General features: G+C 40.3%; 21 protein-coding genes. 14 read left to right on the top strand and 7 right to left on the bottom strand.

The features are described from left to right. The first annotated feature begins 23 nt into the window (after positions 1-23). The 6 genes from FTU58_RS05965 to pyrF all read left to right on the top strand — a co-directional run bounded on the left by FTU58_RS05965 (position 24) and on the right by pyrF (position 4,671). A complete protein-coding gene (locus FTU58_RS05965; RefSeq protein ID WP_004976780.1) occupies positions 24-455 on the top strand; it encodes an SRPBCC family protein in 432 nt (143 codons plus the stop codon). Between the two features lie 16 nt (positions 456-471). Continuing rightward, positions 472-1,164 (top strand): (d)CMP kinase, encoded by a 693-nt coding sequence (cmk, locus tag FTU58_RS05960; RefSeq protein WP_104851899.1) that lies wholly within the window; start codon positions 472-474, stop codon positions 1,162-1,164. Between the two features lie 119 nt (positions 1,165-1,283). Next, complete coding sequence (gene rpsA / locus FTU58_RS05955; RefSeq protein WP_004976774.1) at positions 1,284-2,960, top strand: 30S ribosomal protein S1; 1,677 nt, start codon at positions 1,284-1,286, stop codon at positions 2,958-2,960. 159 nt (positions 2,961-3,119) lie between these two features. Then, the gene (locus FTU58_RS05950) at positions 3,120-3,425 is read left to right on the top strand and encodes an integration host factor subunit beta (RefSeq protein WP_004976773.1); all 306 of its coding nucleotides are present in this window, start codon (positions 3,120-3,122) and stop codon (positions 3,423-3,425) included. Positions 3,426-3,442: 17 nt separating this feature from the next. Next, positions 3,443-3,808 (top strand): lipopolysaccharide assembly protein LapA domain-containing protein, encoded by a 366-nt coding sequence (locus FTU58_RS05945; protein ID WP_004976771.1) that lies wholly within the window; start codon positions 3,443-3,445, stop codon positions 3,806-3,808. Between the two features lie 182 nt (positions 3,809-3,990). Beyond that, positions 3,991-4,671, top strand: a complete 681-nt coding sequence (pyrF, locus tag FTU58_RS05940) for an orotidine-5'-phosphate decarboxylase (RefSeq protein WP_019836519.1) — start codon at positions 3,991-3,993, stop codon at positions 4,669-4,671. A 121-nt stretch (positions 4,672-4,792) separates the two neighbouring features. On the opposite strand, the gene FTU58_RS05935 is transcribed toward pyrF, so the two are convergent. After that, positions 4,793-5,698 (bottom strand): lysine exporter LysO family protein, encoded by a 906-nt coding sequence (locus FTU58_RS05935; RefSeq protein WP_004976767.1) that lies wholly within the window; start codon positions 5,696-5,698, stop codon positions 4,793-4,795. A 67-nt stretch (positions 5,699-5,765) separates the two neighbouring features. Then, positions 5,766-7,244: an NAD(P)/FAD-dependent oxidoreductase gene (locus FTU58_RS05930; protein WP_154320792.1), complete on the bottom strand. Its 1,479-nt coding sequence runs from the start codon at positions 7,242-7,244 to the stop codon at positions 5,766-5,768. A 169-nt stretch (positions 7,245-7,413) separates the two neighbouring features. Here FTU58_RS05930 and FTU58_RS05925 point away from each other — a divergent pair, with 169 nt between their 5' ends. The 5 genes from FTU58_RS05925 (at position 7,414) to FTU58_RS05905 (ending at position 14,624) form a co-directional block, all read left to right on the top strand. Continuing rightward, on the top strand, positions 7,414-8,421 hold the full coding sequence (locus tag FTU58_RS05925; RefSeq protein ID WP_171501106.1) for an AraC family transcriptional regulator: 1,008 nt from the start codon (positions 7,414-7,416) through the stop codon (positions 8,419-8,421). An 89-nt stretch (positions 8,422-8,510) separates the two neighbouring features. Continuing rightward, positions 8,511-9,665 carry a cell division protein ZapE gene (gene zapE / locus FTU58_RS05920; protein WP_004976758.1) on the top strand — a complete coding sequence of 385 codons (1,155 nt, stop codon included), beginning with the start codon at positions 8,511-8,513 and terminating at the stop codon, positions 9,663-9,665. A 358-nt stretch (positions 9,666-10,023) separates the two neighbouring features. Beyond that, complete coding sequence (locus tag FTU58_RS05915) at positions 10,024-12,189, top strand: malate synthase G (RefSeq protein ID WP_004976757.1); 2,166 nt, start codon at positions 10,024-10,026, stop codon at positions 12,187-12,189. Between the two features lie 199 nt (positions 12,190-12,388). After that, positions 12,389-13,831, top strand: coding sequence for an aldehyde dehydrogenase family protein (locus FTU58_RS05910; protein ID WP_136144233.1), 1,443 nt, complete (start codon positions 12,389-12,391; stop codon positions 13,829-13,831). 115 nt (positions 13,832-13,946) lie between these two features. Then, a complete protein-coding gene (locus tag FTU58_RS05905; protein ID WP_096901413.1) occupies positions 13,947-14,624 on the top strand; it encodes an SOS response-associated peptidase family protein in 678 nt (225 codons plus the stop codon). Between the two features lie 54 nt (positions 14,625-14,678). Here FTU58_RS05905 and FTU58_RS05900 read toward each other — a convergent pair whose 3' ends face one another. After that, positions 14,679-15,143, bottom strand: a complete 465-nt coding sequence (locus FTU58_RS05900; protein WP_004976754.1) for a MarR family winged helix-turn-helix transcriptional regulator — start codon at positions 15,141-15,143, stop codon at positions 14,679-14,681. A 777-nt stretch (positions 15,144-15,920) separates the two neighbouring features. On the opposite strand from FTU58_RS05900, the gene FTU58_RS05895 reads away from it, so the two are divergent. Further along, positions 15,921-17,444, top strand: coding sequence for a TerC family protein (locus FTU58_RS05895; RefSeq protein ID WP_004976753.1), 1,524 nt, complete (start codon positions 15,921-15,923; stop codon positions 17,442-17,444). Between the two features lie 267 nt (positions 17,445-17,711). Here FTU58_RS05895 and FTU58_RS05890 read toward each other — a convergent pair whose 3' ends face one another. Beyond that, positions 17,712-18,572 carry an alpha/beta fold hydrolase gene (locus tag FTU58_RS05890; protein ID WP_096901415.1) on the bottom strand — a complete coding sequence of 287 codons (861 nt, stop codon included), beginning with the start codon at positions 18,570-18,572 and terminating at the stop codon, positions 17,712-17,714. A 140-nt stretch (positions 18,573-18,712) separates the two neighbouring features. Here FTU58_RS05890 and FTU58_RS05885 point away from each other — a divergent pair, with 140 nt between their 5' ends. After that, positions 18,713-19,165 carry a hypothetical protein gene (locus tag FTU58_RS05885; protein ID WP_004976749.1) on the top strand — a complete coding sequence of 151 codons (453 nt, stop codon included), beginning with the start codon at positions 18,713-18,715 and terminating at the stop codon, positions 19,163-19,165. A 173-nt stretch (positions 19,166-19,338) separates the two neighbouring features. Here FTU58_RS05885 and FTU58_RS05880 read toward each other — a convergent pair whose 3' ends face one another. After that, positions 19,339-19,575, bottom strand: a complete 237-nt coding sequence (locus FTU58_RS05880; RefSeq protein ID WP_004976747.1) for a hypothetical protein — start codon at positions 19,573-19,575, stop codon at positions 19,339-19,341. A gap of 572 nt (positions 19,576-20,147) precedes the next feature. Further along, the gene (gene brnQ / locus FTU58_RS05875) at positions 20,148-21,440 is read right to left on the bottom strand and encodes a branched-chain amino acid transport system II carrier protein (protein ID WP_096901417.1); all 1,293 of its coding nucleotides are present in this window, start codon (positions 21,438-21,440) and stop codon (positions 20,148-20,150) included. Positions 21,441-21,790: 350 nt separating this feature from the next. On the opposite strand from brnQ, the gene map reads away from it, so the two are divergent. Continuing rightward, positions 21,791-22,585 (top strand): type I methionyl aminopeptidase, encoded by a 795-nt coding sequence (map, locus tag FTU58_RS05870; RefSeq protein ID WP_004976729.1) that lies wholly within the window; start codon positions 21,791-21,793, stop codon positions 22,583-22,585. Positions 22,586-22,808: 223 nt separating this feature from the next. Here map and FTU58_RS05865 read toward each other — a convergent pair whose 3' ends face one another. Continuing rightward, complete coding sequence (locus FTU58_RS05865) at positions 22,809-23,708, bottom strand: LysR substrate-binding domain-containing protein (RefSeq protein ID WP_004976726.1); 900 nt, start codon at positions 23,706-23,708, stop codon at positions 22,809-22,811. Positions 23,709-23,737: the final 29 nt, after the last annotated feature.

Here is a 23,737-nt window from a genome sequence, read left to right as displayed (position 1 = left end):
AGCATTCATCATCAGGGCAAACTATGCACGCTATTCAAATTAAAAAAGAATTTAATGCGCCAGTTGCGCAAGTATTTGAATTACTTTCTAAACATGCAACTTATAATATCGCATTTGCACCAATGCAAGTGGTACGCATTAAAGATTCTGCCGATCCTGAACGTCCAGATGGGGTGGGTTCGGTGCGTCGTATGGGGATTGGGCCAATTAAACCTTTGCAAGAGCAAATTACCGTGCTTGAACCGAATCAGCGGATTGAATATAAAATCATTAAAAATCCATTGATCAAACATCATTTGGGTACCATTGAATTTCAGCAAGTGGCAGATCACAAAACCTTGGTCACGTATCGCATTGAGCTACAAGCGCGAGTTCCATTTGTGAGCAAAGCTATTCTTGCGCAGTTGAAAACTGCAATTAAAATTGGTTTATCCAAACTCGCAAAATCTCTCTAATCATTTCGGAAACAGCATGACGGTTCAAATTATTACCATTGATGGCCCTAGCGGTTCAGGTAAAGGCACACTCGCGGCAAAATTGGCAGCATATTATCAGTTTCATTTACTCGACTCTGGTGCGTTGTATCGTTTGTTGGGTTTGGCGTTACATAAGCAGAATTTGCTAGATCAACTTGATACTGAACTGAGTCAATCCGTTGCCATTGCAACACAGCTCAATATTCAATTTGTGACCCAGCCAGATGGCACACAAGTGTTGCTTGATGGTGAAGATGTCACGCAAACCATACGTACCGAACGTGTGGGGGAATATGCCTCAAAAGTTGCGGCAGTACCTGAATTGCGCACAGCATTACTTGCACGTCAGCATGCCTTTGCCCAAGCACCAGGCTTGGTTGCAGATGGACGCGATATGGCGACCAGTATTTTTCCAAATGCGCAGGCTAAAATTTATTTAACTGCTTCGGCAGAGTCGCGTGCACAAAGACGAGTAAAACAGTTGCAGGGTATGGGGCTGGATGCTAAAATAAGCGACATTTTAGCGAATATACAGGCTCGCGACAAACGAGACATGGAGCGCACAGTTGCTCCGCTCAAGCCCGCAGAAGATGCTTACATCATTGATAGTTCTGAGTTGAACATTGATGAAGTGTTTGCATTAATGACGGCTTATGTCGATCAGAAGCTTGCTATTTGCCGCGCTTAACCGCGTGAAATAAACCTATTCAGCGAACGCATAGCTTGATCAGTTCTATACGGACTATGTAGACGCTTAACTAAACCGGCCTTGTCTGATCCAAGACCGCTGACTTTATCAGGTATATCATGACCGAATCTTTTGCAGCCCTCTTTGAAGAAAGCGAATTAAACCTCAACGTTGAAAAGGGTGCTGTCATCCAAGGCGTTGTAGTAAGCATCGACTCTGACTGGGTAACAGTTGATACTGGCCTTAAATCAGAAGGCGTTGTTGACCGCGCTGAATTCTTAAACGAACAACGCGAACTTGAAGTTCAAGTTGGTGACACCGTTGATGTTGTTGTTGAAGCACTTGACAACGGTATGGGCCAAACTGTTTTATCACGTGAAAAAGCGAAACGTGCTGAAACTTGGACTAAACTTGAAAAAATCTTTGAAGACGGCGAAATCGTTACTGGTGTTATCTCTGGTAAAGTTAAAGGCGGTTTCACTGTAGACATCGGTCCAGTTCGTGCGTTCTTACCAGGTTCTTTGGTAGACACTCGTCCTATCCGTGACACAACTCACCTTGAAGGTAAAGAGTTAGAGTTCAAAGTTATCAAACTTGATGCTAAACGTAACAACGTTGTTGTATCTCGTCGTGCAGTTATGGAAGCTGAATCTTCAGCTGACCGTGAAGCGCTTCTTGCTCAGCTTGAAGAAGGTCAAACTGTTACTGGTACGATTAAGAACCTTACTGACTACGGTGCATTCGTTGACCTTGGCGGTATTGACGGTCTTCTTCACATCACTGACATGGCTTGGAAACGTATCAAGCATCCATCAGAAGTGGTTGAAGTGGGTCAAGAAGTTACTGTTAAAGTACTTAAATTTGACAAAGAGCGTAACCGCGTATCTTTAGGTCTTAAGCAATTAGGCGAAGATCCATGGTTAGCGATCATGAGCCGTTATCCTAAAGGTTCTATCGTTAAAGCTCGCGTAACAAACTTAACTGACTACGGCTGTTTCGCAGAAATCGCTGAAGGCGTTGAAGGTTTAGTACACGTTTCAGAAATGGACCACACTAACAAAAACATCCACCCATCTAAAGTTGTTCAGATTGGTGACGAAGTTGACGTTATGGTTCTTGAAGTGGACGAAGAGCGTCGTCGTATTTCTCTTGGTATCAAACAAACTCGTGCTAACCCATGGGAAGAGTTTGCTAAGAACCACGACAAAGGTGAAAAAGTTTCAGGTACAATCAAGTCAATCACTGACTTCGGTATCTTCATCGGTTTACCAGGCGGTATCGATGGCCTAGTTCACTTGTCTGACATTTCTTGGAACGAGCAAGGCGAAGAAGCTATTCGTCGTTACAAGAAAGGTGACACTGTTGAAGCGGTTATCCTTTCTGTAGACGCTGAAGGCAACCGTATCAGCCTTGGTATCAAGCAATTGAACAGCGATCCATTCAACGATTTCTTAGCTGCTAACGAACGTGGTGCTTTGGTTAAAGGTACTGTAACTGCTGTTGATGCTCGTGGCGCAACTGTTAAGTTAGCTGACGAAGTTGAAGCAACACTTAAAGCATCTGAAATCAACCGTGATCGCGTTGAAGATGCAACTAAGTTCTTGGAAGTTGGTCAAGAAGTTGAAGCGAAAATCATCAACGTAGACCGTAAATCTCGCTCTATCAACTTGTCTATCAAAGCGAAAGACGAAGCTGAAGAGAAAGAAGCTGTTGCTAACTTGAAAACTGCAACTAGCGGTCAAGACAATGGTCCTAAGACAATTGGTGACTTGATCAAAGCTCAAATGGGCAACTAAGTTGCGGGTAAACTGTATGGTTAATGTAAATTAGCACATACTTTTTACACAAATACTGTAAACGGTAGCGTAGTATTCAATTATTACGCTACCGTTTTGTATTTAAACAGGTTATTATCAGTTTAGGTAAAAGTAGCTTGATAATTAAAGAGGTCGCAGATGACTACTGAAGCACTTAATAAGTCTGATTTGATAGAACGAATTGCTTTGAAAAATCCACATTTGGCTGAGCCATTGGTGGAAGAAGCTGTGAAGATCATGATTGATCAAATGATTGCATCACTATCGGCAGATAACCGAATTGAAATTCGTGGATTCGGTAGTTTTGCATTGCATCACCGTGAACCACGTGTAGGTCGTAACCCAAAAACAGGTAAGTCTGTAGAAGTTGCGGCTAAAGCTGTACCGCACTTTAAACCGGGTAAAGCACTACGTGATGCAGTAAACGAGTCTGTAAATAAATAAAATTCCTAGGGGTGTTTATGCGTTACGTTCTAGTCGCTATTTTAGTTATTCTATTTGGATATTCTCTGGCATTGGTTTTGCAAAACGGCACTGAACTTTCAGTTGACCTGTTATTTACTCAAGTGCCTGCAATGCGTTTGGGTCTATTGCTACTGATTACATTGGCACTTGGTTTGGTGCTAGGGTTATTGTTGGGCGTGCAGGTTTTCCGTGTATTCCAAAATAGTTGGGAAATTAAGCGACTACGTAAAGATATTGAATACCTACGCAAAGAGCAAATTCATGCAGCTCAACTGGCTGCTGCTGAAGCTGCTGCGCATACTCGTCATGAAAAAACGGTATTAGATGTGCATACTGAAGATCGTTCTTCTAATGCACTTTAATTTGCTCTGTTGAGCGAATTGATCATCAACACCTCAAGGTTATCTTGGGGTGTTTTTTTATGTGTGCCTTTGACGAATGGCTGATTATCGCTGCGATGGGGGATAAGCTGTCTTTTTGACTATCTGCTTGGCACGAATCACTTTATAATAGCGACTCTTTGTCAAATCCATAGGTAATTCTCTTGAGTATCATTGTTGCCCTCGATGCTAAAAGCCAATATGACGCCTTAACCATTGCAGAACAATTAGACCCTGCATTATGTCGAGTAAAAGTTGGTAAAGAGTTATTTACCCATGAAGGTCCTGCAGTCGTGAAAGCCTTGCATGACAAAGGTTTTGAGGTTTTTCTAGATTTGAAATTTCACGATATTCCAAATACAACGGCTCAGGCTGTATGTGCTGCAGCAGATTTAGGCGTATGGATGGTCAACGTGCATGCCTCAGGTGGTCGTAAAATGATGGAAACCTGTGTGGAGCGTTTAAAAGCAGGGAATTATCAGACTCAACTGATTGCAGTGACTGTACTAACCTCTATGGGGCGTGAAGATTTAAAAGATTTAGGTTTAGATATTGAGCCTTTTGAGCAAGTTCAGCGTTTAGCTAAACTCACTCAAGAAAGTGGTTTAGATGGTGTGGTGTGTTCTGCGCAAGAAGCCAAAATGTTGCGTGAAATCTTAGGGCAGGATTTTGCCTTAGTAACTCCAGGGATTCGTCCTGAAGGCTCAAATGCCGATGATCAAAAACGTATTGTGACTCCCAAACAAGCTATGCTGGATGGTTCTACGCATTTGGTGATTGGTCGTCCAATTACAAAATCTGAAAATCCACGTCAGACTTTGAAAGATATTTTAGCGACGCTTTAATTTTACTATCGCTGACTCTCTAAAAGGGAGATAAGCCCTCTCTCTAACTCTCGCCTAAATAGAGCGCAAACCCTCTCTCCAACTCTCTCCCAGAGGGAGAGAGGACAATTGTTGATTCTTTTTAAATAGCAGCCAATACACTTACAGCAATGGGTGCAAGGATTGACAATACAAATCCACTGACCATGGCATGTGGAATAAAATCGTTGCCACAGGCTTGTTTTACCATGGGCAAAGTGACGTCCATGGCAGTTGCGCCTGCGGCAGAAATTGCAGCACGTGGATAACGCCATCCCAAAATATACATCAGCAATATCGCAAAAATCTCTCTGAATAAATCATTCATTAACGCAATACTACCCAATTCGGCATTGCGAAGTTCCGACACCACAATCCCGCTCATGGAATAAAATCCATAACCTTGTGAGAGCATAAGCAAATCTTGTAGAGCGATGGGGAGCCAAAGTGCGCAAAGTAGTACCCCTGCAACTGAACCGAAAATACAGCCTACGGGCACCATTAAAATTTTCCAATTCAGCCAAGAACGATCTAAAGGCGAATAAGCGAGATCGAGTCCAATCATCCACATAAACAGCAACAGTAAATACCAAGTGTTGATCTGAACTTGGAAATCCATAGCACTAAAAAGTAGATGCAGCACGTAGCCTGCCAAAAGTGCAAAAAAGGCATAACTGATGTTGATGCAGGATTGAATCAACAACTGTAATGAAACTTTGCCTTGCGTTGCTTGCAGCCCCAAACCTTTGTAAAGCAAATAACAACACAGAAAAGCACCAATTGATGTAGCAAATGCAATCTGTAAAGCTGTAGATAGAATATGCGATGGCTGCTGTAGTGAACCGAGCGTTTGTGAAAATTCCATCGCAATTGCAATTAGCAGGATATAGCTAAAATATGGAAGCAGTTGAAACGCAATTTTTTCGATTATTCGAGGGAGGCGTTTTGCCAGTACAAAGCCTAGACATAAACAGCAGAGTAATTGGAAAATCAGCCAAAGAGATTGCATGAGATCAACAGGTGGGAGATAGATAAAAACCTGTTGATTATGCCAGTTTGCTTTTAAAAGCGGAAATTTATGCCGCTTTACTGATTAATCTGAAATCACTCGGATGCAGCGACTTGGTTTTTAGCCAATATTTCCAAGTATAGGTTGGCCAAAGTGCAAAGTTTTTTCCACCATCTTGTTGATACCAACTTACACAGCCAGATTGCCAAACCGTGTTATTTAGCATGTCTTGCACATCGTGGTTAAATTGATCTTGTACTTGATCTTTTACTACAATTGCATTGCTCTGTGATTGTGCCACCAAATCCATCATTTGCAGAATGTAATCGACTTGCGATTCGATCATAAAAATAACCGAGTTATGCGCCAAAACTGTATTTGGCCCAAGCAACTGAAACAGGTTCGGAAAACCTTTGTGGCTAATGCCGTAATAGCTTTCTGCGCCATCTTTCCATGCCTGTTTTAATTCAACGCCATGTTCACCAATGCAGCTAAATGGCTGTAGATAGATACGCGGATCGGTAATAAAGCCTGTGCCATAAATCAGACAATCAATTTTTCGCATTTTACCATCTTTGGTGATGATGCTGTCTGCAGTCAATTCCTGTATTGCATCAGTCACTAATTCGACGTTGTCACGGTTAAAAGTTGGGAAGTATTTATTGGACACTAAAATACGTTTACATCCCATAATGTAGTCAGGCGTGAGTTTTTGTGCCAATTGTTTGTCTTTGACCTGAAAACGAATAAAGGCTTCTGCCAGTTTTTGGGTATATTTCATCACGCTAGGTTGCATGATTGGAATTGCACGTGATTCATTCGACCAATACAAACGCGCACGATGCAATTTTCTAAACCAGTCTGCTTGTTTAAACAGTTTTTTCTCAATATTCAGATATTTGCGTTCATCTCGTGGAATGACCCATGCAGCTGTACGTTGCATGACATATAACTGTTTAACTTGAGGTGCAATTTCAGGAATGTATTGAATCGCGCTGCCGCCTGTGCCAATAGATGCCACAACTTTGCTATTTAAGTTGTATTGATGATCCCATTGAGACGAGTGAAAAACCTTGCCCTGAAACTTTTCAATGCCTTTAATGTGCGGGATTTGTGGCACATGCAGTGGGCCAGAAGCAAAGACTAAATATTGGCAACTCAATTGTCTGCCATCTTTTAACGCAACATGCCATACACAGTCTTTTTCATGGTATTCGGTATGCACCACTTCGCTGTTAAATTGGCAATATTCACGCAGATTAAATTGTTGCACCACATCTTGAATATATTGAAAAATTTCTGGTGCTTCGGCATAGCGTTTTGACCAGTCAGTTTTGGGTGCAAATGACAATGAATACAGATGCGACTGCACATCACAAGCCGCACCAGGGTATTGATTTTCACGCCAAGTACCACCCACTTCATCAGACTTTTCTAAAATCACAAAGTTATGAATATTGCGTTGTAGTAAACGAATCGCCATGGCTAATCCGCCAAAGCCTGCACCAATAATTGCGACTTGATAATACGCTGCTGCATCCTGCATGAAGATATCCTTATATTTATTTTGTTTGATTTGAGTTTGTTTGAGTCAGGATAGAATAAGCCAGCATGCGGTAACATGATCGTGCTGACATAAAAATTGATATTTTCGGCAATTTCTATCTGTGGACGAATCGGGTAAAAAGGATATTCCGTTTCGCACTGTTCATTTTATGAAAAGATCCATACTTGGCTTAATGTATTTAATACAAGGCATGCGTAAAGCAGGCGTTGATGTCGATGCAAAATTGCAAAGTATCGGCTTGCGTGCAGATGCGCTAGATACCAGTTCAATCATTCATCCGAGTTTGGAATGGGATATTCTAAAAGTCATTGGTGAAGATGTAGAACCTGAAATGGGGCTGTTTATTGGACAGCATTATGCTTTGGCAGGTTATGGTCCTTTATTGATGTTATTGGTGACCAGTCCAGATATTGCCACTGCATTAGAAAAAGGGATTCAATATCAGGGATTGACGCATTTAAGCGGGAAACTAAGTTTACAACATAGCACGCGACATATTGCATTGTGTTATCAACCCAATGATTTACATAGTAGTTTAGGTGTATTACGTGCGCAGTGTGAAATTTCAGGCACATTCAAATTTATTCAAGACCTATATAAAATGATGGGGATGAGTGCGCCACGTATTCGCATAGAATTGCCATTTGTACAGCCGCAGCAAAGTGAAGTTTTGCAAACTTTTTATGATTATTACGGTCAAGATATTGTTTTTAATCAATCACAAGCAGCATTTTGGTTTGATGATGCAGTTCTCACAGCACGTATTCCCTCTGCCGATGCAGTCACTTTTAGCAGTTATGAAGCCAAGTGTGTGATTGAGTTAGAGCGACTTAAACTTGAAGATGATGCGCCTTCGGTAGTGCAGCGCGTAAAAGATTATTTGGAGTTACAACAGGGCAGTATGCCGAGCATGGCAGAAACAGCACATGCTTTGCAAATTCCTGAACGGACATTGCGCCATCAACTGCAACAACTGAACACCAGTTATAAACAAATTCGTGAAGATCTCATCAAAGATAAAGCATTGCGATTAATTGAATATCAGGAATATTCAATTGAAATGATTGCAGAGTTACTTGGTTATTCAGAACCCGCAGCATTTAATCATGCCTTTAAGCGGTGGTTTGGACAAAGTCCACGCCAATATACAAAATAGCCTAAGTATTTTGCAAACTATGCCAAAGTGCTATATCTCGTGATTCGATCTTCGTTATAATCTATTTGCCCAAATAAGTACTGATGAATATGTCTGATTTTAATTCGCCACAAACCACAGCCTTTACTCCATTATCGCCTGCGGAGCGTTATGCACAAGCGTTAGCCTCTGGACAATTTATGCCAGATGATGCGCAGGCGCAGGCTGTACACGAACTTGAGCGTGTGTGGCAGGAATTAATTCAACGCTATAAAGCATCAAAAAAAGCGTTCCGCCGTTTCCGCCGCCAAACAGCACCACAGGGTGTTTATATGTGGGGTGGTGTAGGTCGTGGTAAAACATGGCTCATGGATCAGTTTTACGACTCGATTCCATTTAGACGTAAAACACGTATGCACTTTCACCACTTTATGCAGCATGTGCATCGTGAACTGAACAAACTTTCAGGGCAGCGTAACCCGCTCGATTCTGTTGCAGACCAAATTTATAAAGATGCAGTGGTGATTTGTTTCGATGAATTTTTCGTATCTAACGTGACTGATGCGATGATTCTGAGTGACTTGTTCCAAAAATTATTCCATCGTGGCATTACTTTGGTGGCAACATCTAACATCGCCCCAGACGGTTTATATAAAAATGGTATCCATCGAGATCGTTTTATTCCAACCATTGAAATGGTCAAAAAACATTGCCAAGTGCTAAATGTCGATGCTGGTGTAGATTATCGCTTACGTGTTTTGAAACAGGCGCAATTATTTAAATCGCCTTTAACGCATGATAATCAAAACTGGATGGCACAGCGTTTCAGTGCTTTGAGTAATACACAACATTATTCTTCTGAGCCAATTATTATCAACCAACGTATTGTTGAAACAATTGCGCATACTGAAGATGTGTTGTGGTGTGAATTTTCAGAACTGTGCTTTAAACCGCGTAGTCCTGCAGACTTTATTGAAATTGCCAACATCTACAACACGGTTTTGGTGAGCAATGTACCGCATTTAACAGACTTCTTGTCTGAAGGAACACGTCGTTTTATTTATTTGGTCGATGAATTTTATGATCGTGGTGTCAAGTTATTACTGACTTCTGAAGATTCGATTATTGAAATTTATCAGGGCGAAAAACTGGCATTTGAAATTGAACGCACACGTTCACGTTTATTGGAAATGCAGTCTGATGATTACTTAAATGAAGAACATCGACAGATACAGGCCACCGAAGCCAAACATCAAATCAGTTGATCTTTTAAGCGCCTAGAACTAGGCGCTTTTTTATGATAGAAAAGATGTGACTGTTGGTTTTATCGACATTTTGTCATAAACATGGCTTAATCTTGAAGGGTTGCAATAAGACTGACGTCGATTTTTACAACAAAATCTGAACTTAAGTCTAATTTCGACATTTCAAAAACTTTATACACTGTAAAAGTGTATTTAGATGAGTAATAGTGTCGTGTTTCTGATCAGGATTTATGATGATTGTTGTCATTCATCTTGTAATAAATGATCGTTATTTTGAAATGTGATAATACTATTCAGCTAAATATAAATCAGTATACTAGAATCTCTTGTATAAAAAGTAGCAATATCAGGAAAGACAATGACTGCACGTATTCAAAAAGGCAAGTTAGCGATTGCTAAAGAACTTTACGATTTCATCGAAAATGAAGCATTACCAGGTTCTGGTTTGGACAGTGATACATACTGGAAAAACTTTGAGCAAGTCGTTGTCGATCTTAGCCCTAAGAACAAAACATTACTCGCAAAGCGTGATGAGCTTCAGGCTAAAATTGATGAATGGCACCGCAATAATACATTTGAATTAGAAGCTTACAAAGCTTTCTTGACTGAAATTGGCTACTTATTACCAGAAGTAGAAGATTTTCAAATTACCACCGAAAATGTTGATGAAGAAATCGCATTATTGGCTGGTCCACAGCTCGTAGTACCTGTACGTAACGCACGTTATTGCTTGAACGCAGCAAACGCACGTTGGGGTTCGTTATATGACGCACTTTACGGTTTTGACGTTATTTCTGAAGAAAATGGCGCAGAAAAAGGTAAAGGCTACAACCCAGTTCGTGGTGAAAAAGTAATTGCATTCGCGAAAAACTTCTTAAATGAAACTTTCCCATTGGCGCAAGGTTCACATGCCGACGCGACTCAATATGCTGTAGAAGCAAACAAACTTGTTGTTCGCCTAAAAGATGGTTCTACAACAACTGTTGCGGATAGCTCTAAATTCGTTGGTTACAATGGCGAAGCTTCTGCACCAACTGAAATCGTACTGAAAAATAACGGCCTGCACGCAGTCATCCAGATTGATGCAAACAGCCCAATTGGACAGACAGATGCAGCTGGCGTGAAAGATGTTGTGCTTGAAGCGGCTGTAACGACGATTCAAGACTTGGAAGACTCTGTTGCAGCAGTTGATGCTGAAGAAAAAGTTGAAGGCTACCGTAACTGGTTAGGCTTGATGAAAGGTACGCTTGAAGAGTCTATCGAGAAAAATGGCAAGACCATTACCCGTAAACTAAATGCTGACCGCACCTTCAAAAATGTTGAAGGCGGTGAGACCAAGGTTCATGGCCGTTCATTGATGCTGCTTCGTAACGTGGGTCACTTGATGACAAACCCGGCGATCCTTGTAGATGGCGAAGAAATTTATGAAGGCATCATGGATGCATTGGTCACTCCATTGCTTTCTGTGGCTGATATCCGTGGTGAGAACACGATCAAGAACTCACGTACCGGTTCTATGTATATCGTTAAGCCAAAAATGCACGGTCCAGAAGAAGTAGCATTTGCGGTTGAGCTGTTTGAACGTGCTGAACAAGCGCTTGGCTTACCTGCTAAAACCCTGAAAATCGGTATCATGGATGAAGAGCGTCGTACCTCTGTTAACCTGAAAAACTGTATTGCTCAGGCGAAAGACCGTACCATCTTTATTAACACCGGTTTCATGGATCGTACAGGTGATGAAATCCATACCTTCATGGAAGCAGGTCCATTTGTTCGTAAAGGCGAAATCAAAGGCCAAAAATGGTTCCCAGCTTACGAAAACCGTAACGTCATGGTAGGTCTACAAACAGGTCTACGTGGTAAAGCACAGATTGGTAAAGGCATGTGGCCAAAACCAGACATGCTGTTAGACATGTACAAAACCAAGACTGAACATCCTGAAGCAGGCGCAAGCTGTGCATGGGTTCCGTCTCCAACAGGTGCAGTGATTCACGCGATTCACTACCATCAAATTAATGTAGCAAACCGTCAGCAAGAATTGCTTGCAACTGAAGCATTGCCTTTAGATGATTTGTTAACTCCACCTCTTGCAACTGATACCAACTGGTCTGAAGAAGAGAAACTAAAAGAACTGGAAAATAACTGCCAAGGTATCTTGGGTTATGTCGTTCGTTGGGTTGATCTGGGTGTAGGTTGTTCTAAAGTTCCAGACATCAATGATGTGGGCCTGATGGAAGACCGTGCAACTTTACGTATTTCTTCTCAGCACGTTGCCAACTGGTTACGTCACGGAATTGTAACGCGTGAACAGGTTGAAGAAGTAATGCAGCGCATGGCGAAAATTGTAGATCAACAAAATGCTGATGATCCACTATACACGCCTATGTCTAACGACTTTGCTAATAACATTGCATTCCAAGCTGCATCTGACTTGATCTTCAAAGGTGGCGAGCAACCTTCTGGTTACACAGAGCCACTTTTACACGCAGCGCGTTTAAAGTTAAAAGGTTATACAGGTGATTAATCCTTTAGGATTTGATTTACTGATTGTGTAATACAAACAAATGAGCCTCTTCGGAGGCTTTTTTGTTGCCTGTATTTTGCTTATGGTTTTTTGAAAATTTTGCAGCTGAATAGTTACAGGATGTACTTGCTGCTAGAAAAACATCAAGCTGCGGAGTAGAGTGAAAGTCATATATAAAAAGTAGCGCAAGGACAAATACATGCCAGCATATCAAGATTTGAATCAACAATTTATTGGCGGCAAGTGGTCGGTTGGGACATCTACTAAAACCATTCCAAACTTGAATCCATATCATCAAACTACAATTTTTGAGATGCAGGGCGCCAGCGTGGTAGATGTTGATAGTGCCTATAGTACAGCGCAAAAAGCTTTTGATGAACAATTGATTCAATCCACAAGTCTGCGTCAATACATCATTAAGAACTTAGAGCAAGTCATTCAGCAACGACGCGAAGAAATTATCCAGTGGCTGATTGATGAGTCGGGCAGTACCCGTTTAAAAGCCAATATCGAAGTCGATGCTGCTTTAGGGATTATTCAAGAAGCTGCACAATTTCCCGAGCAAATGACCACGACGCAACTGGAAAGCAAAGATCCGAAAGTCCGTAGTGTTGTTTTGCGTAAACCTTTGGGTGTTATTGCTGTGATCAGTCCGTGGAATTTCCCTTTCCATTTGTCTATGCGTTCAGTGGTTACAGCGATTGCTTGTGGTAATAGTGTAGTGCTCAAACCTGCCAGTGATACGCCAGTCACAGGTGGAACTATACTCGGTAAACTGTTCGAAGAAGCAGACTTGCCTGCAGGCGTACTCAATGTGGTGGCGGGTGCGAGTCGTGAAATTGGTGATTACTTTGTTGAGCATGCAACTCCTAAAATGATTTCATTTACAGGCTCTACAGAAGTTGGACAGCATGTAGGGCAACTGGCCGTTGCGGGTGAGCATTTAAAACGTGTCGCCTTAGAACTCGGTGGCAATGCACCTTTAGTCATTTTGGATGATGCAGATATAGATTTGGCCGTAGAACTAACTGTGATGGGGCGCTTTTTGCATCAAGGTCAAATTTGCATGAGTACCAATCGGGTCATTGTCGATCAGTCTATTTATGCAGCCTATCTTGAAAAATTGTTAGCAAGTGTGTCGCAATTAGTAGTAGGTGATCCGAATAAAAATGACACCTTGATTGGGCCAATTATTAATGCAGAACAGGTGAAAAAGCATCAGCATATTATTCAAAAAGCACAGGCGCAGGGTGCAGAATTGGTTTATGCGGGCGGGGTTACGGGGAACTTAGTTGCACCACATGTTTTTGTGAATGTCGCTGCCGATTCAGAAATTGTACAAAATGAAAGTTTTGGACCTATTTTACCGATTCTCAAAGCAGCAGATACCGCACATGCCTTACAGTTAGCGAACGATACACGCTATGGTTTATCTGCTGCTGTATGCACTACAAATGTAGAACGCGGTGCAGAATTTGCAGCACAGTTTGATGTTGGAATGACACATATTAATGGTATTACCGTTGCCGATCATGCCAATGCACCGTTTGGTGGTGAGAAAAACTCAGGCTTAGGTCGTTTTAATGGGCGCTGGATATTTGAAGAATTTACCCGCACGCATTGGCTGACATTGCCAGCTTAACGGTAATTATTTGTCCTGCGTTTTGTTTGAGTAAGAAGGAATGCGTGGGTGCGCACTTACTGTTCATGATCAAAACGCATAATATAGTGCGTGTGTCTAATCATCCAATTTGTATATGTGTGCCAATTTTAAACCAATAAGCATAGCGCAATTATCTGCATTAGGTCTGCCTGAAATTCCGTTTGAATATGCTGAAGAAGCGTATCCAAATTCGAGTGTGCCACTATTGTTTAAGTCTGAACAAGGTTTAGAGTGGCGCTCGGTGAATTTTGGCTTGATTCCCAAATGGGCGGAAGACAGAAGTATTGCGCAAAAAACCTATAATTGCCGTAACGAAACTTTATTAGAAAAACCAAGTTTTAGTGAAGCTGCATATAAGTGTAAATTTGGCGCGATTGTTGTGTCAGAATTTTATGAATCCAAATATATAGACAGTAAACCGCAGCGTTGGGGTGTACGTCGTAAAGATGGACAGGCCTTTTTTATTGCAGCACTGTATGAAATTTGCCGTTTAAAGGATGGGCAAGGCACGGAAGAAATTGTCCGTTCTGCGAGTATGATTACCATGGACGCAATTGATCACGCGATGATGAAGGAATTTCATGAGCCTGGGCCAGTCAAACGTTCTGTTATTGTTATTCCACATGCACGTTTAGATGAATGGCTAAGTTTGAAAACACCGAACATACACAGCTTTGTGCAGGGCTTTCCTTTAGACGAGTTTGAGTGTTCACATGTACCAAAAGCAAAGATCGAAAAAGTAAGCCCCCAGCTCAATTTTTTCGATCTTTAAGTACATCTTGTGCTTATATAGGATAAGAACAGATGTGGAACAATAACGTGATGTTTAGCGTGCTAAATTATTAAAAATATGACGTAAACTTTCCATCATTTTTTCAATTTGTAGTGGAGTTAAACCATCAAATGACTGCTCTAAAACAACGCTAGTCAGATCATTAATTTTGTTGGTCATCTCATTACCTTTTTCAGTAAGCACGACACGAGTGATACGCGCATCATCATCACAAGAATAAGTTTCAACCAAACCTTCATCTTTTAAACGATAAACAATTTTAGTTGTAGTTGACATTTTTGACACCACCATGTCTGACAAATCAGACACACTCGCATGTGCTTTTGACCTTAATGCCAATAAAATACGACGGCGAGAATTATCTAAACCATACTTTTTAAGTGCCTGATCGACATTCTGTACATATTGAGCATGTACTTGTGTGACCCAATAATACGGAAATTGTTCAATATCATATTGGTCGGCGGATGGTAGAAATTTTGAATATTTCTTGGACATTGCATATTCCCTGCATTGTTTTAATTGTATTTTTGATATTTCACATTTTATGTGAAAACTCATGTGCTTAGCAAGATGCTTTCAGTGGCTAAAATTTGGTTGAAATCTGACGAAATATGATGAATCTCGATTTAGAAGCTGGCTTTGAAATGGCTATTTTTCCAAGCGCGTAGGCATTTGTTTAAGTTCAATCCATATTCATGTGTCATATCAATTAATCCTATAGAATTGTTTTAGTTTGGATTAGTAGTGAGTTATCTGGTTTTATAAGTTGAATTATCAATTTAACCATCAACTTAGGCTGCATTTTAGTTAAAAAAATACATTTGTACACTTGGCTTTTAGGTAAAAGTGCGGGTTATTGCGTTGAATTTTGCAAAAAAATTATAAGCTTTGGTCTAATCTTTTAACAATAGTTGTTTTTTATCAATATTTTAAGTTTAGATTAAAGTGTGGGTTGGCTTACAGTTGTAATCTATGACTAATGCGTCTAAAAATACATTACAATTCATTTGACATTTTTAATCCATTCTCACGGCTTTTGTTTGGCTGTCATCGCTCTAAAAAAATTAAGAATGTGAAAAATAAAGTAAAAACCTTCTTATAGATCGTACTGTTTAGTTTTATTCAAAAAAATTAAAAATTTAATTACAAATGTTCAAGATTGTGCATAATTAAGCTATCTATTGCTAAAAAGGTTACTTTTATGGATCCGTCGCCGTGCGCAGGTCTACTTTATATTTCGATTTCTGCTAACTATCTCGGAGCTATGAACTAATGGAGTTTTTATTAGATCCGGGAATATGGGTTGGTTTAATTACACTTATTATTCTAGAAATCGTATTAGGTATTGATAACCTAGTCTTTATTGCAATTCTTGCAGAAAAATTACCCCCAGAACAGCGTGATAAAGCCCGTGTGATTGGCTTATCTTTAGCGTTGTTTATGCGTTTAGGATTGTTATTTGCAATCTCTTGGTTGGTTACTTTAACCGAACCGTTAATTACCTTATTTGAAAAAACCTTTTCAGGGCGTGACCTCATTCTCTTGGGTGGCGGTTTGTTCCTCGTCTATAAGGCGGTAGGAGAGTTGCATGAGAAGATGGAAGGCAAACCCGAAGTCAAAGTCACGACCAATGTGGTTTATGCAAGTTTTGCCGCAGTTGTAGCACAAATTGTTGTTCTAGATGCAGTTTTCTCTTTAGACTCAGTCATTACCGCAATTGGCATGGTCGACAACATCTATGTGATGATGGTTGCCATGGTGGTTGCAATGTTGGTGATGTTACTTGCATCTAAGCCATTAACTGCTTTTGTGAACCGTCATCCAACAGTGGTGATTTTGTGTTTAAGCTTCTTACTATTAATTGGTATCAGCTTGATTGCAGAAGGTTTTGGCTTCCATATCCCTAAAGGTTATATCTATTCGGGTATTGGTGTTGCGATTGCTATTGAAGCGTTTAACCAATTTGGTCAGCGCAATGTTGCAAAACATGAAGCAAAAATTCCGTTACGTCACCGTACTGCAGATTCAATTTTAAAATTGATGGGGGGGCGAGTTGAAACCAGTAGCCCTGATTTGCATAACGAAGCGCAAGAAGCGTTTGCAGATGAAGAACGCTACATGATTGGTGGTGTCTTGACCTTGGCAGAGCGTTCAGTCGCATCAATTATGACGCCACGTAGCCAAATTTCATGGGTCGATATTGAAGATTCACCTGAACAAATCCGCGAACAGATTCTATCTGTACCACACAGCTTATTCCCAGTGTGTCGTGGTAGTTTAGATAAAGTCATTAGTATTGTACGTGCCAAAGAGTTGTTGGATGTATTGGACGAAGAAGAAGAGCTTAAAGCTTTAATTAAACGTCAGCGTCCAATTTACATTTTTGAAAAAATGAAAGTGATTGATGCGATCAATACGTTACGTACCTCTAAAGGTTCTTTGGTTTTAGTCAGCGATGAGTTTGGTAATGTTCAAGGTTTGATTTCACCGCTTGATGTGTTTGAAGCGATTGCAGGTGAATTCCCTGATGCAGACGAACAGTTAGATTTGGTTAAAACCAATGAAAACGAATGGAAAGCAACAGGTATGCTGGATTTATACCAGCTTGAACTTGAACTGGGTATGATGGATCTGATTGAAGAAGATGCAGGCTACATTAGCGTTGCAGGTTTGATTTTAGATAAAACCCAAGGTGAAGTTCAGGTCGGCACGCAGTTGGATTATCAAGGTGTGCACTTTGAAGTGACAGAACTTGATGGTAACCGTATTAAAACTGTGATGATTCGCTTACGCTAATTACTAAGCTTTGAATTAAATCACTCAAAAAGCTCTACCGAAATGGTGGAGCTTTTTTATGGTGTAATAAAAAGATTGTGATGTTTCATCCTGAAAATGTGTATCAGCGATAAGTCTGGATTTTAAAAGCTGAACATGAAATGTGGCATGGAATAGAAAAAAAGAAACAACCAAACAGGATTACAAATTTGGTTGCTTAAACAGGGAAAAGAAAAAGCGAGAAACTAAAACAAATGTTTAATTTGTATGTGACTTCGCCACTAAAAATTAAACTGCCAATTGATTTTCAATCACATTCCATAAATTTCGATGTGACTTTTTAAACATCGCCATATGCCCAATGGCTTTATGCTGATAACGCTTTGGTTTAAGTTCAATCATATTAGTCGATGCATGGGGATAGAGACGGAGTAAATCTTTCACATTGGCTTCGGTGGCAATCTCATCATCCGAACTCCAAATAGCAGTAATCGGGCAACGAATTTCATCGTGATAATGCTGTGAAACTGTTTTGCCTATAGCATTGATGACATAGCCGGGTTTGCTACAAAATTGTGCCCATTGTTGGGCCACATTTTTAGGTAGGTTTTCGCCCATGCCAATTGCATTGGTTGGGCCATAACCATGTGTGATTCTGGCAAGTGGAAAAATAACTTTAAACATCACAGGGGCAAGTAGGCGAGTACGACCTTTTAAACCTTTTGTGTGGCCTGTAGAGCCTGAAACAGCTACGACTTTTGCCACTTTATGATATTCAGGATTAATCCCCAGTAATTGTCCGCCTGCGCTGTGTCCCAATAAAACCACTTGTTCAGCTTGCGTTTTTTGCAGCAAAGTATTTACTGCTGCAGGAATATCTAACTGCCCCCAATCAACAATACTGGCTTCACATTGTTTCAATGGTTCGTGTAACGAATCACCAATACCACGAAAATCAAAACACAGCACAGCATAGCCTTGTTCATTTAGCCATGTGGCAAAAGCGTGATAAAAATTCTTGGTAATGCCTGTCGCGGGACAAATCAAGACGGGTAGACGCTGTGCTTGTGTATATTGATTTGGATAATAACGGGCAGCGAGGGCATAACCATCTGCACATATAATATTTAAGCTTTCAAATGTGCTCATAATGTTTTAAGGATGATGAGAATAAAGTTACTTTACACGAGTTCCAAAAAGAAACTTGTATTTATTCTGACTCTAAAGTCAAGCTTAGTAGTCTGCGAGTGTAGTTAAATAGCCACACGAAAAATAAAAGAGTGTTAAACATGGAAAGTTTATCTTTGGCAGTGCGCCTTGCGATTATTTTCAGTGGAATATTTTTGTGGGTGGGGATGCTTACAGGCGTGTGGAAATATTGGCAAATTCGTGCTTCTGCCCAAGCGCGTGCTCATTATTATGTGGATATCGCACATCGCAGTAGTTTGTTATATGCACCTGCAAGTTTAATTTTAGCGGTCTTGGCTTATTTTTGTATTTGGGATGCCACTGTAATTTTAATTTGTGTGATTCTAAATTTAGTATTTTTTAGCTTTTCTATTCTGAGTTATATCTTGCATGGATTGCTTAAAGATACCACTAATCAATTTAAACAACCGCATCAAATTGCAGCATGGACATTGCCAAGTTGGTGCATGAGTTTGGCGATGCTGTTATTGATTGTGGCTGAATTGGGTGGGACTAGTGTGTTATTGCTTGGCGCAATCTATGGATTGTTGTAATTCTAATTGCTCAGTTTAATTTTTTCTTGGTAGCCCGTAGAAGATTTTGAGATTTTTGCTGTAGATCAGGAATGATGATTAGAATCTACTTTTTGAGTTTGGCGGCAGAGGAGTGATCCATCTGCCGCAAAGTGAAAGCGAAAAAGCTAAAATGAGTGGGTGCTAGGGTAAGATTAATGAACTTCTACGTTTTTATGTTCACGAAACTTTTGGTCAATGGATGTCCAAATCGCAAAGGCTATACATACCAATAAGGCATATAAAAAATAGGTTGGTTTCAAGTTGCCTTGAATTGAGCCTTGGAGCAATAGGGTCAGCATCAGTGCAAAAGTGGTGCTTAAAAAAGTAACTAGATTTTGGTTAGCCTTCAGAGCGTTAATGAAGACTTGCGTATTGAAATGTGAAAACATCTCCATCCCTCCTTGTTATAAATCACTAAAATCAGAGCATTTTAGTCAGATTGGTTTTATTGTTCTACCTTGTTTAGCAAACTATTTCAAGCCCTTATAGTCATATTTTGATAAAAAACATCATTTTCATATGAAATACTACTATTTGTTATCATTTATTTACAAAATAATAAAAAGTAGTGTGTTTTTTAAGCCATTTAAATACGATTTCAATCGTACTTGCATATTTTATGCCAGCTAATTTTGAGGGCGACTATACGACTTTAGCGTTAATTTGAGCTCTGCTTAAAATGGGTGAATGATTTATTTTGTTTTAGTTTTTTATTGAAAATATTTTAATTTCATTTGTTTATTTATACCAAATAATTATTTGGGTTGCTATTATCATGACTGATAAATTGCCTTAAAAAGAGGCAGTTTTAGCACAAGAAACAATAAGTGCGGGTTTGGGTAAAACCTGACAATTATTGTCTAACTTAAATTCGTATTTGGATAAAACACGACTTTAATACAATACAGCTCGAAAATAGAGCATGACTTGAAAAAATAGCCGAGCTCGAAGTCCGTACTGGCTATTTTTTCATTCGATCATGAATTGCAGCGAATACAAAAATCAGTAATGCAGGAATCAACCAAGCGAGGTTTTGTTCACTCAGGGGAAAATTGGTCAGTGTGGTTGGCAAGAATCTAGCTAAGTCTGCGGCCTTCATTGCATCAATGATGCCAAAGAGCAATGCAACTGCGGCAGTAGGTGCAATCACGCGGGTTGGAATACGGAATAATCCCCAGAAAAAGCTGAGTAGAATGACCACAATTGCAGGTGGATAAATCGCGCTTAAAATAGGCACTGAAACTGCAATGAGTTTGGTGAGTCCAAGATTGGAAATAACAAAGGCAAAGCCCACTAAAATAAATACCCAACGGCGATAATGAATTTTAGTAATTTGCTCAAAATATCCAGCACATGCGCATGTCAGTCCAATTGCCGTAACCATGCAGGCAATAAAAATCATTGCAGCTAAAAATACCGAGCCAAATCCGCCAAAAGCATGTTGCACATAGGCATGTAAAATGACTGCACCATTACTGGCATTGGCGGCAACATCGTGACTGCCCATCCCCAGTTTAAATAGGCTTAGATAAACTAAAGTTAAACCGATCCCTGAAATTAAACTTGCCCATACCGCATAGCGGGTGATGAGTTTTTTATCAGTTACGCCACGTGAACGAATCGCATTAATAATCACAATCCCGAATACCAATGCACCTAAGGTATCCATAGTGAGATAACCGTTAATAAAGCCTTCAGATACAGGACTGTTCACATAATTGTGAATGGCAGGTGAAATTGTACCTGTCGGAATAATAAATGCAGTGATGCCTAAAATTAGTAATGACAGAATTTTAAGCGGGGAAAGTACATAGCCCACTGTATCTAAAATTTTGTGTGGATACAGTGAAACTAACATCACCAAGGCAAAATAGATGGCGCTATAAATGAATAAGGTGCTCGCGGAATCGCCAAAATAGGCAGAGAAACCAATTTCATAAGATACGGTAGCGGTACGTGGTGTGGCGAAAAGCGGGCCAACCGCTAAATAACAGACGACTGTTAAAATTAAGCTCGCGATTTTGCCTAAAGGCGAACTTAAAATTTGTATAGAACCTTCGACACGTGACAACGCCATAATGGTAATCACGGGTAAGCCAACTGCGGTAATGAGAAAACCGAGCGCAGCAAGCCAGACGTGCTCGCCCGCTTGCTGTGCCACGATAGGTGGGAAAATAATATTACCTGCACCAATAAACAGCGCAAAGGTCATAAAACCCAAGGCAATAATATCCCGTGTGCGTAAATTCGTCATGGGAGAGAAATAAGATGTAAACAAAAGAAAGCGATTTTAGTAGATCGAGCTATGATTTTCTAATTTATTTTATAGGTCATATGAATATTTTTTATGATATGTGTTTGTAGGCTATTTTAATCTTCACTATAAAAATTAAATAACTTACTGTTTATCTGATGTATTTTTGAAAAATGCTGATCCCACATAGTATAGATGGCTTATCTAGTATAAGTTTTGGTTGCTATTTTAAATGCGCAGTTCTTAAACAAAACTGTTGGTCGCATGACGATGGATACTTGTTTGGCAGCTTGAGCTGATTTTACAAGCCGAAAGGGCTATAATCTCAGGCTTCAGGTCAGGAGTTCATCATGCGTGCCCTTAAAGTCAGCATTAAATCAGAGCAAGATATTGAGAAATTACGCATTTCGGGGCGTTTGGCTGCTCAGGTGTTGCAGATGATTGGTGAGCATGTCAAACCCGGAGTCACGACAGAATACTTAGATGATTTGTGTCACGATTATATTGTAAATACCTTAAAAGTCATTCCTGCCAATGTGGGCTATCACGGTTATACCAAAACCACCTGTATTTCACCCAATGAAGTGGTCTGTCATGGTATTCCATCGTCCAAAACCATTTTAAAAGATGGCGACATTATTAATATTGATGTGGCAGTGATTAAAGATGGTTTTTATGGTGATACCAGTCGTATGTACTATGTGGGTCAGGTGAAACCAGAAGCGAAAAAACTGGTCGATACCACTTATGAGGCGATGCGCGCAGGGATTCATGCGGTGAAACCGGGCGCGACTTTGGGCGATATTGGCTATGCCATTCAAAGTGTGGCGCATCGTGAAGGGTTTAGCATTGTGCGTGAATATTGCGGACATGGTATTGGGCAGGTGTATCACGAACAACCAAGTGTGCTGCATTATGGTCAGCCTGGACAAGGCTTGGTGCTTAAAAAAGGCATGGTATTTACCATTGAGCCGATGGTGAATGCGGGCAAAGCGCGTGTGAAAGAACTGAAAGATGGCTGGACGGTGGTGACGACAGATAAATCACTTTCTGCACAATGGGAACACATGGTTGCTGTGACTGATACAGGCTTTGAAGTGTTATCGCCGTGGCCAGAAGGTACGGGGAGTTATCCTGAAATTTAATGCACGAATGCTTTCAGGTTAAGACTGATAGATAAAACATCTTAGACTTTAGTTTTAAACTATTTGTTAAAAAATGAACAATCGCTATAATTGAAGTCAAAGATACTTGCTGTAGTTTCTTTGTTTTAGCTTTCTTATTTTAGATTGTAGTTTTCAAAGCTTATCTGTCTTAGATAAGCTTTTTTTTTGCTGTTTCGTATCTGAAATCAAAAGATCCTATGTGCTAACGAATGGTTAGCTTTTCGACCAAATAGTCGATAAATACACGTACAGCAGGTAATAAACCACGGCGTGATGGATAGACGGCATGGAAAATACCATGCGGTGCGTGCCAGTCGGGTAAAACACGAACCAATTCACCCGATGCAACATAATCTTCAACAATCGTGTCAGGCAACAACACAATGCCACAATTTTGTCGTGCCAATTGCGCTAGCATCATTAAATCTGAACCCATGACTGTAGGGTTGACCTTAATTTTTTTCGGTTGCTGTTGTTGATCATGCACAACCATGTATTGATCTAAATGCTCATCCGACATGCTTAAAATTTTATGATGACTTAAATCTTCAGGTTTTTTCAAATCGCCAAATTCATTCAAATAAGCCTGACTGGCAAATAGATGTTGTTCGATGTTGCTGAATTTGCGAATCACCAAACTTGGATCATCATCTAAATTTGAGCGGACACGCAGGGCAATGTCGATCCCTTCGTTGACGATATCGACACGACGGTTGCTGACAATTAGCTGTACTTTAATTTCAGGGTAGGCTTTCAAAAACTCAGGCAAGATTTTGGCAATTTCATTTTGTGCAATTGAAACAGGTAAGCTGACTTTAATTACACCACGCGGTTGAATACTTAGGTGATCGACCAAGTCGTGCGCGGCTTGGGCAGCATTCATCATTACTTGCGCATGCCGATACACATTCATACCAATTTCTGTGACCGCAAAATGACGTGAGCTGCGCTGAATTAAACGCACACCTAAGCGTTCTTCTAGGTTGTGTACGCGTCGGCTAAGTTTGGATTTTGGAATATCGGTGGCGCGTTCTGCTGCACTAAATCCACCATGTTCGACCACTTGGGCAAAACAATAAAAATCATCCAAATCTGTAAGCATGACTAAATTCCATTTATGCAACAATACTT

It is taken from the genome of Acinetobacter sp. YH12120, assembly GCF_013418795.1.
Classification (GTDB): Bacteria; Pseudomonadota; Gammaproteobacteria; order Pseudomonadales; family Moraxellaceae; genus Acinetobacter; species Acinetobacter towneri.
This window is presented reverse-complemented; position numbering and strand designations above follow the sequence as displayed.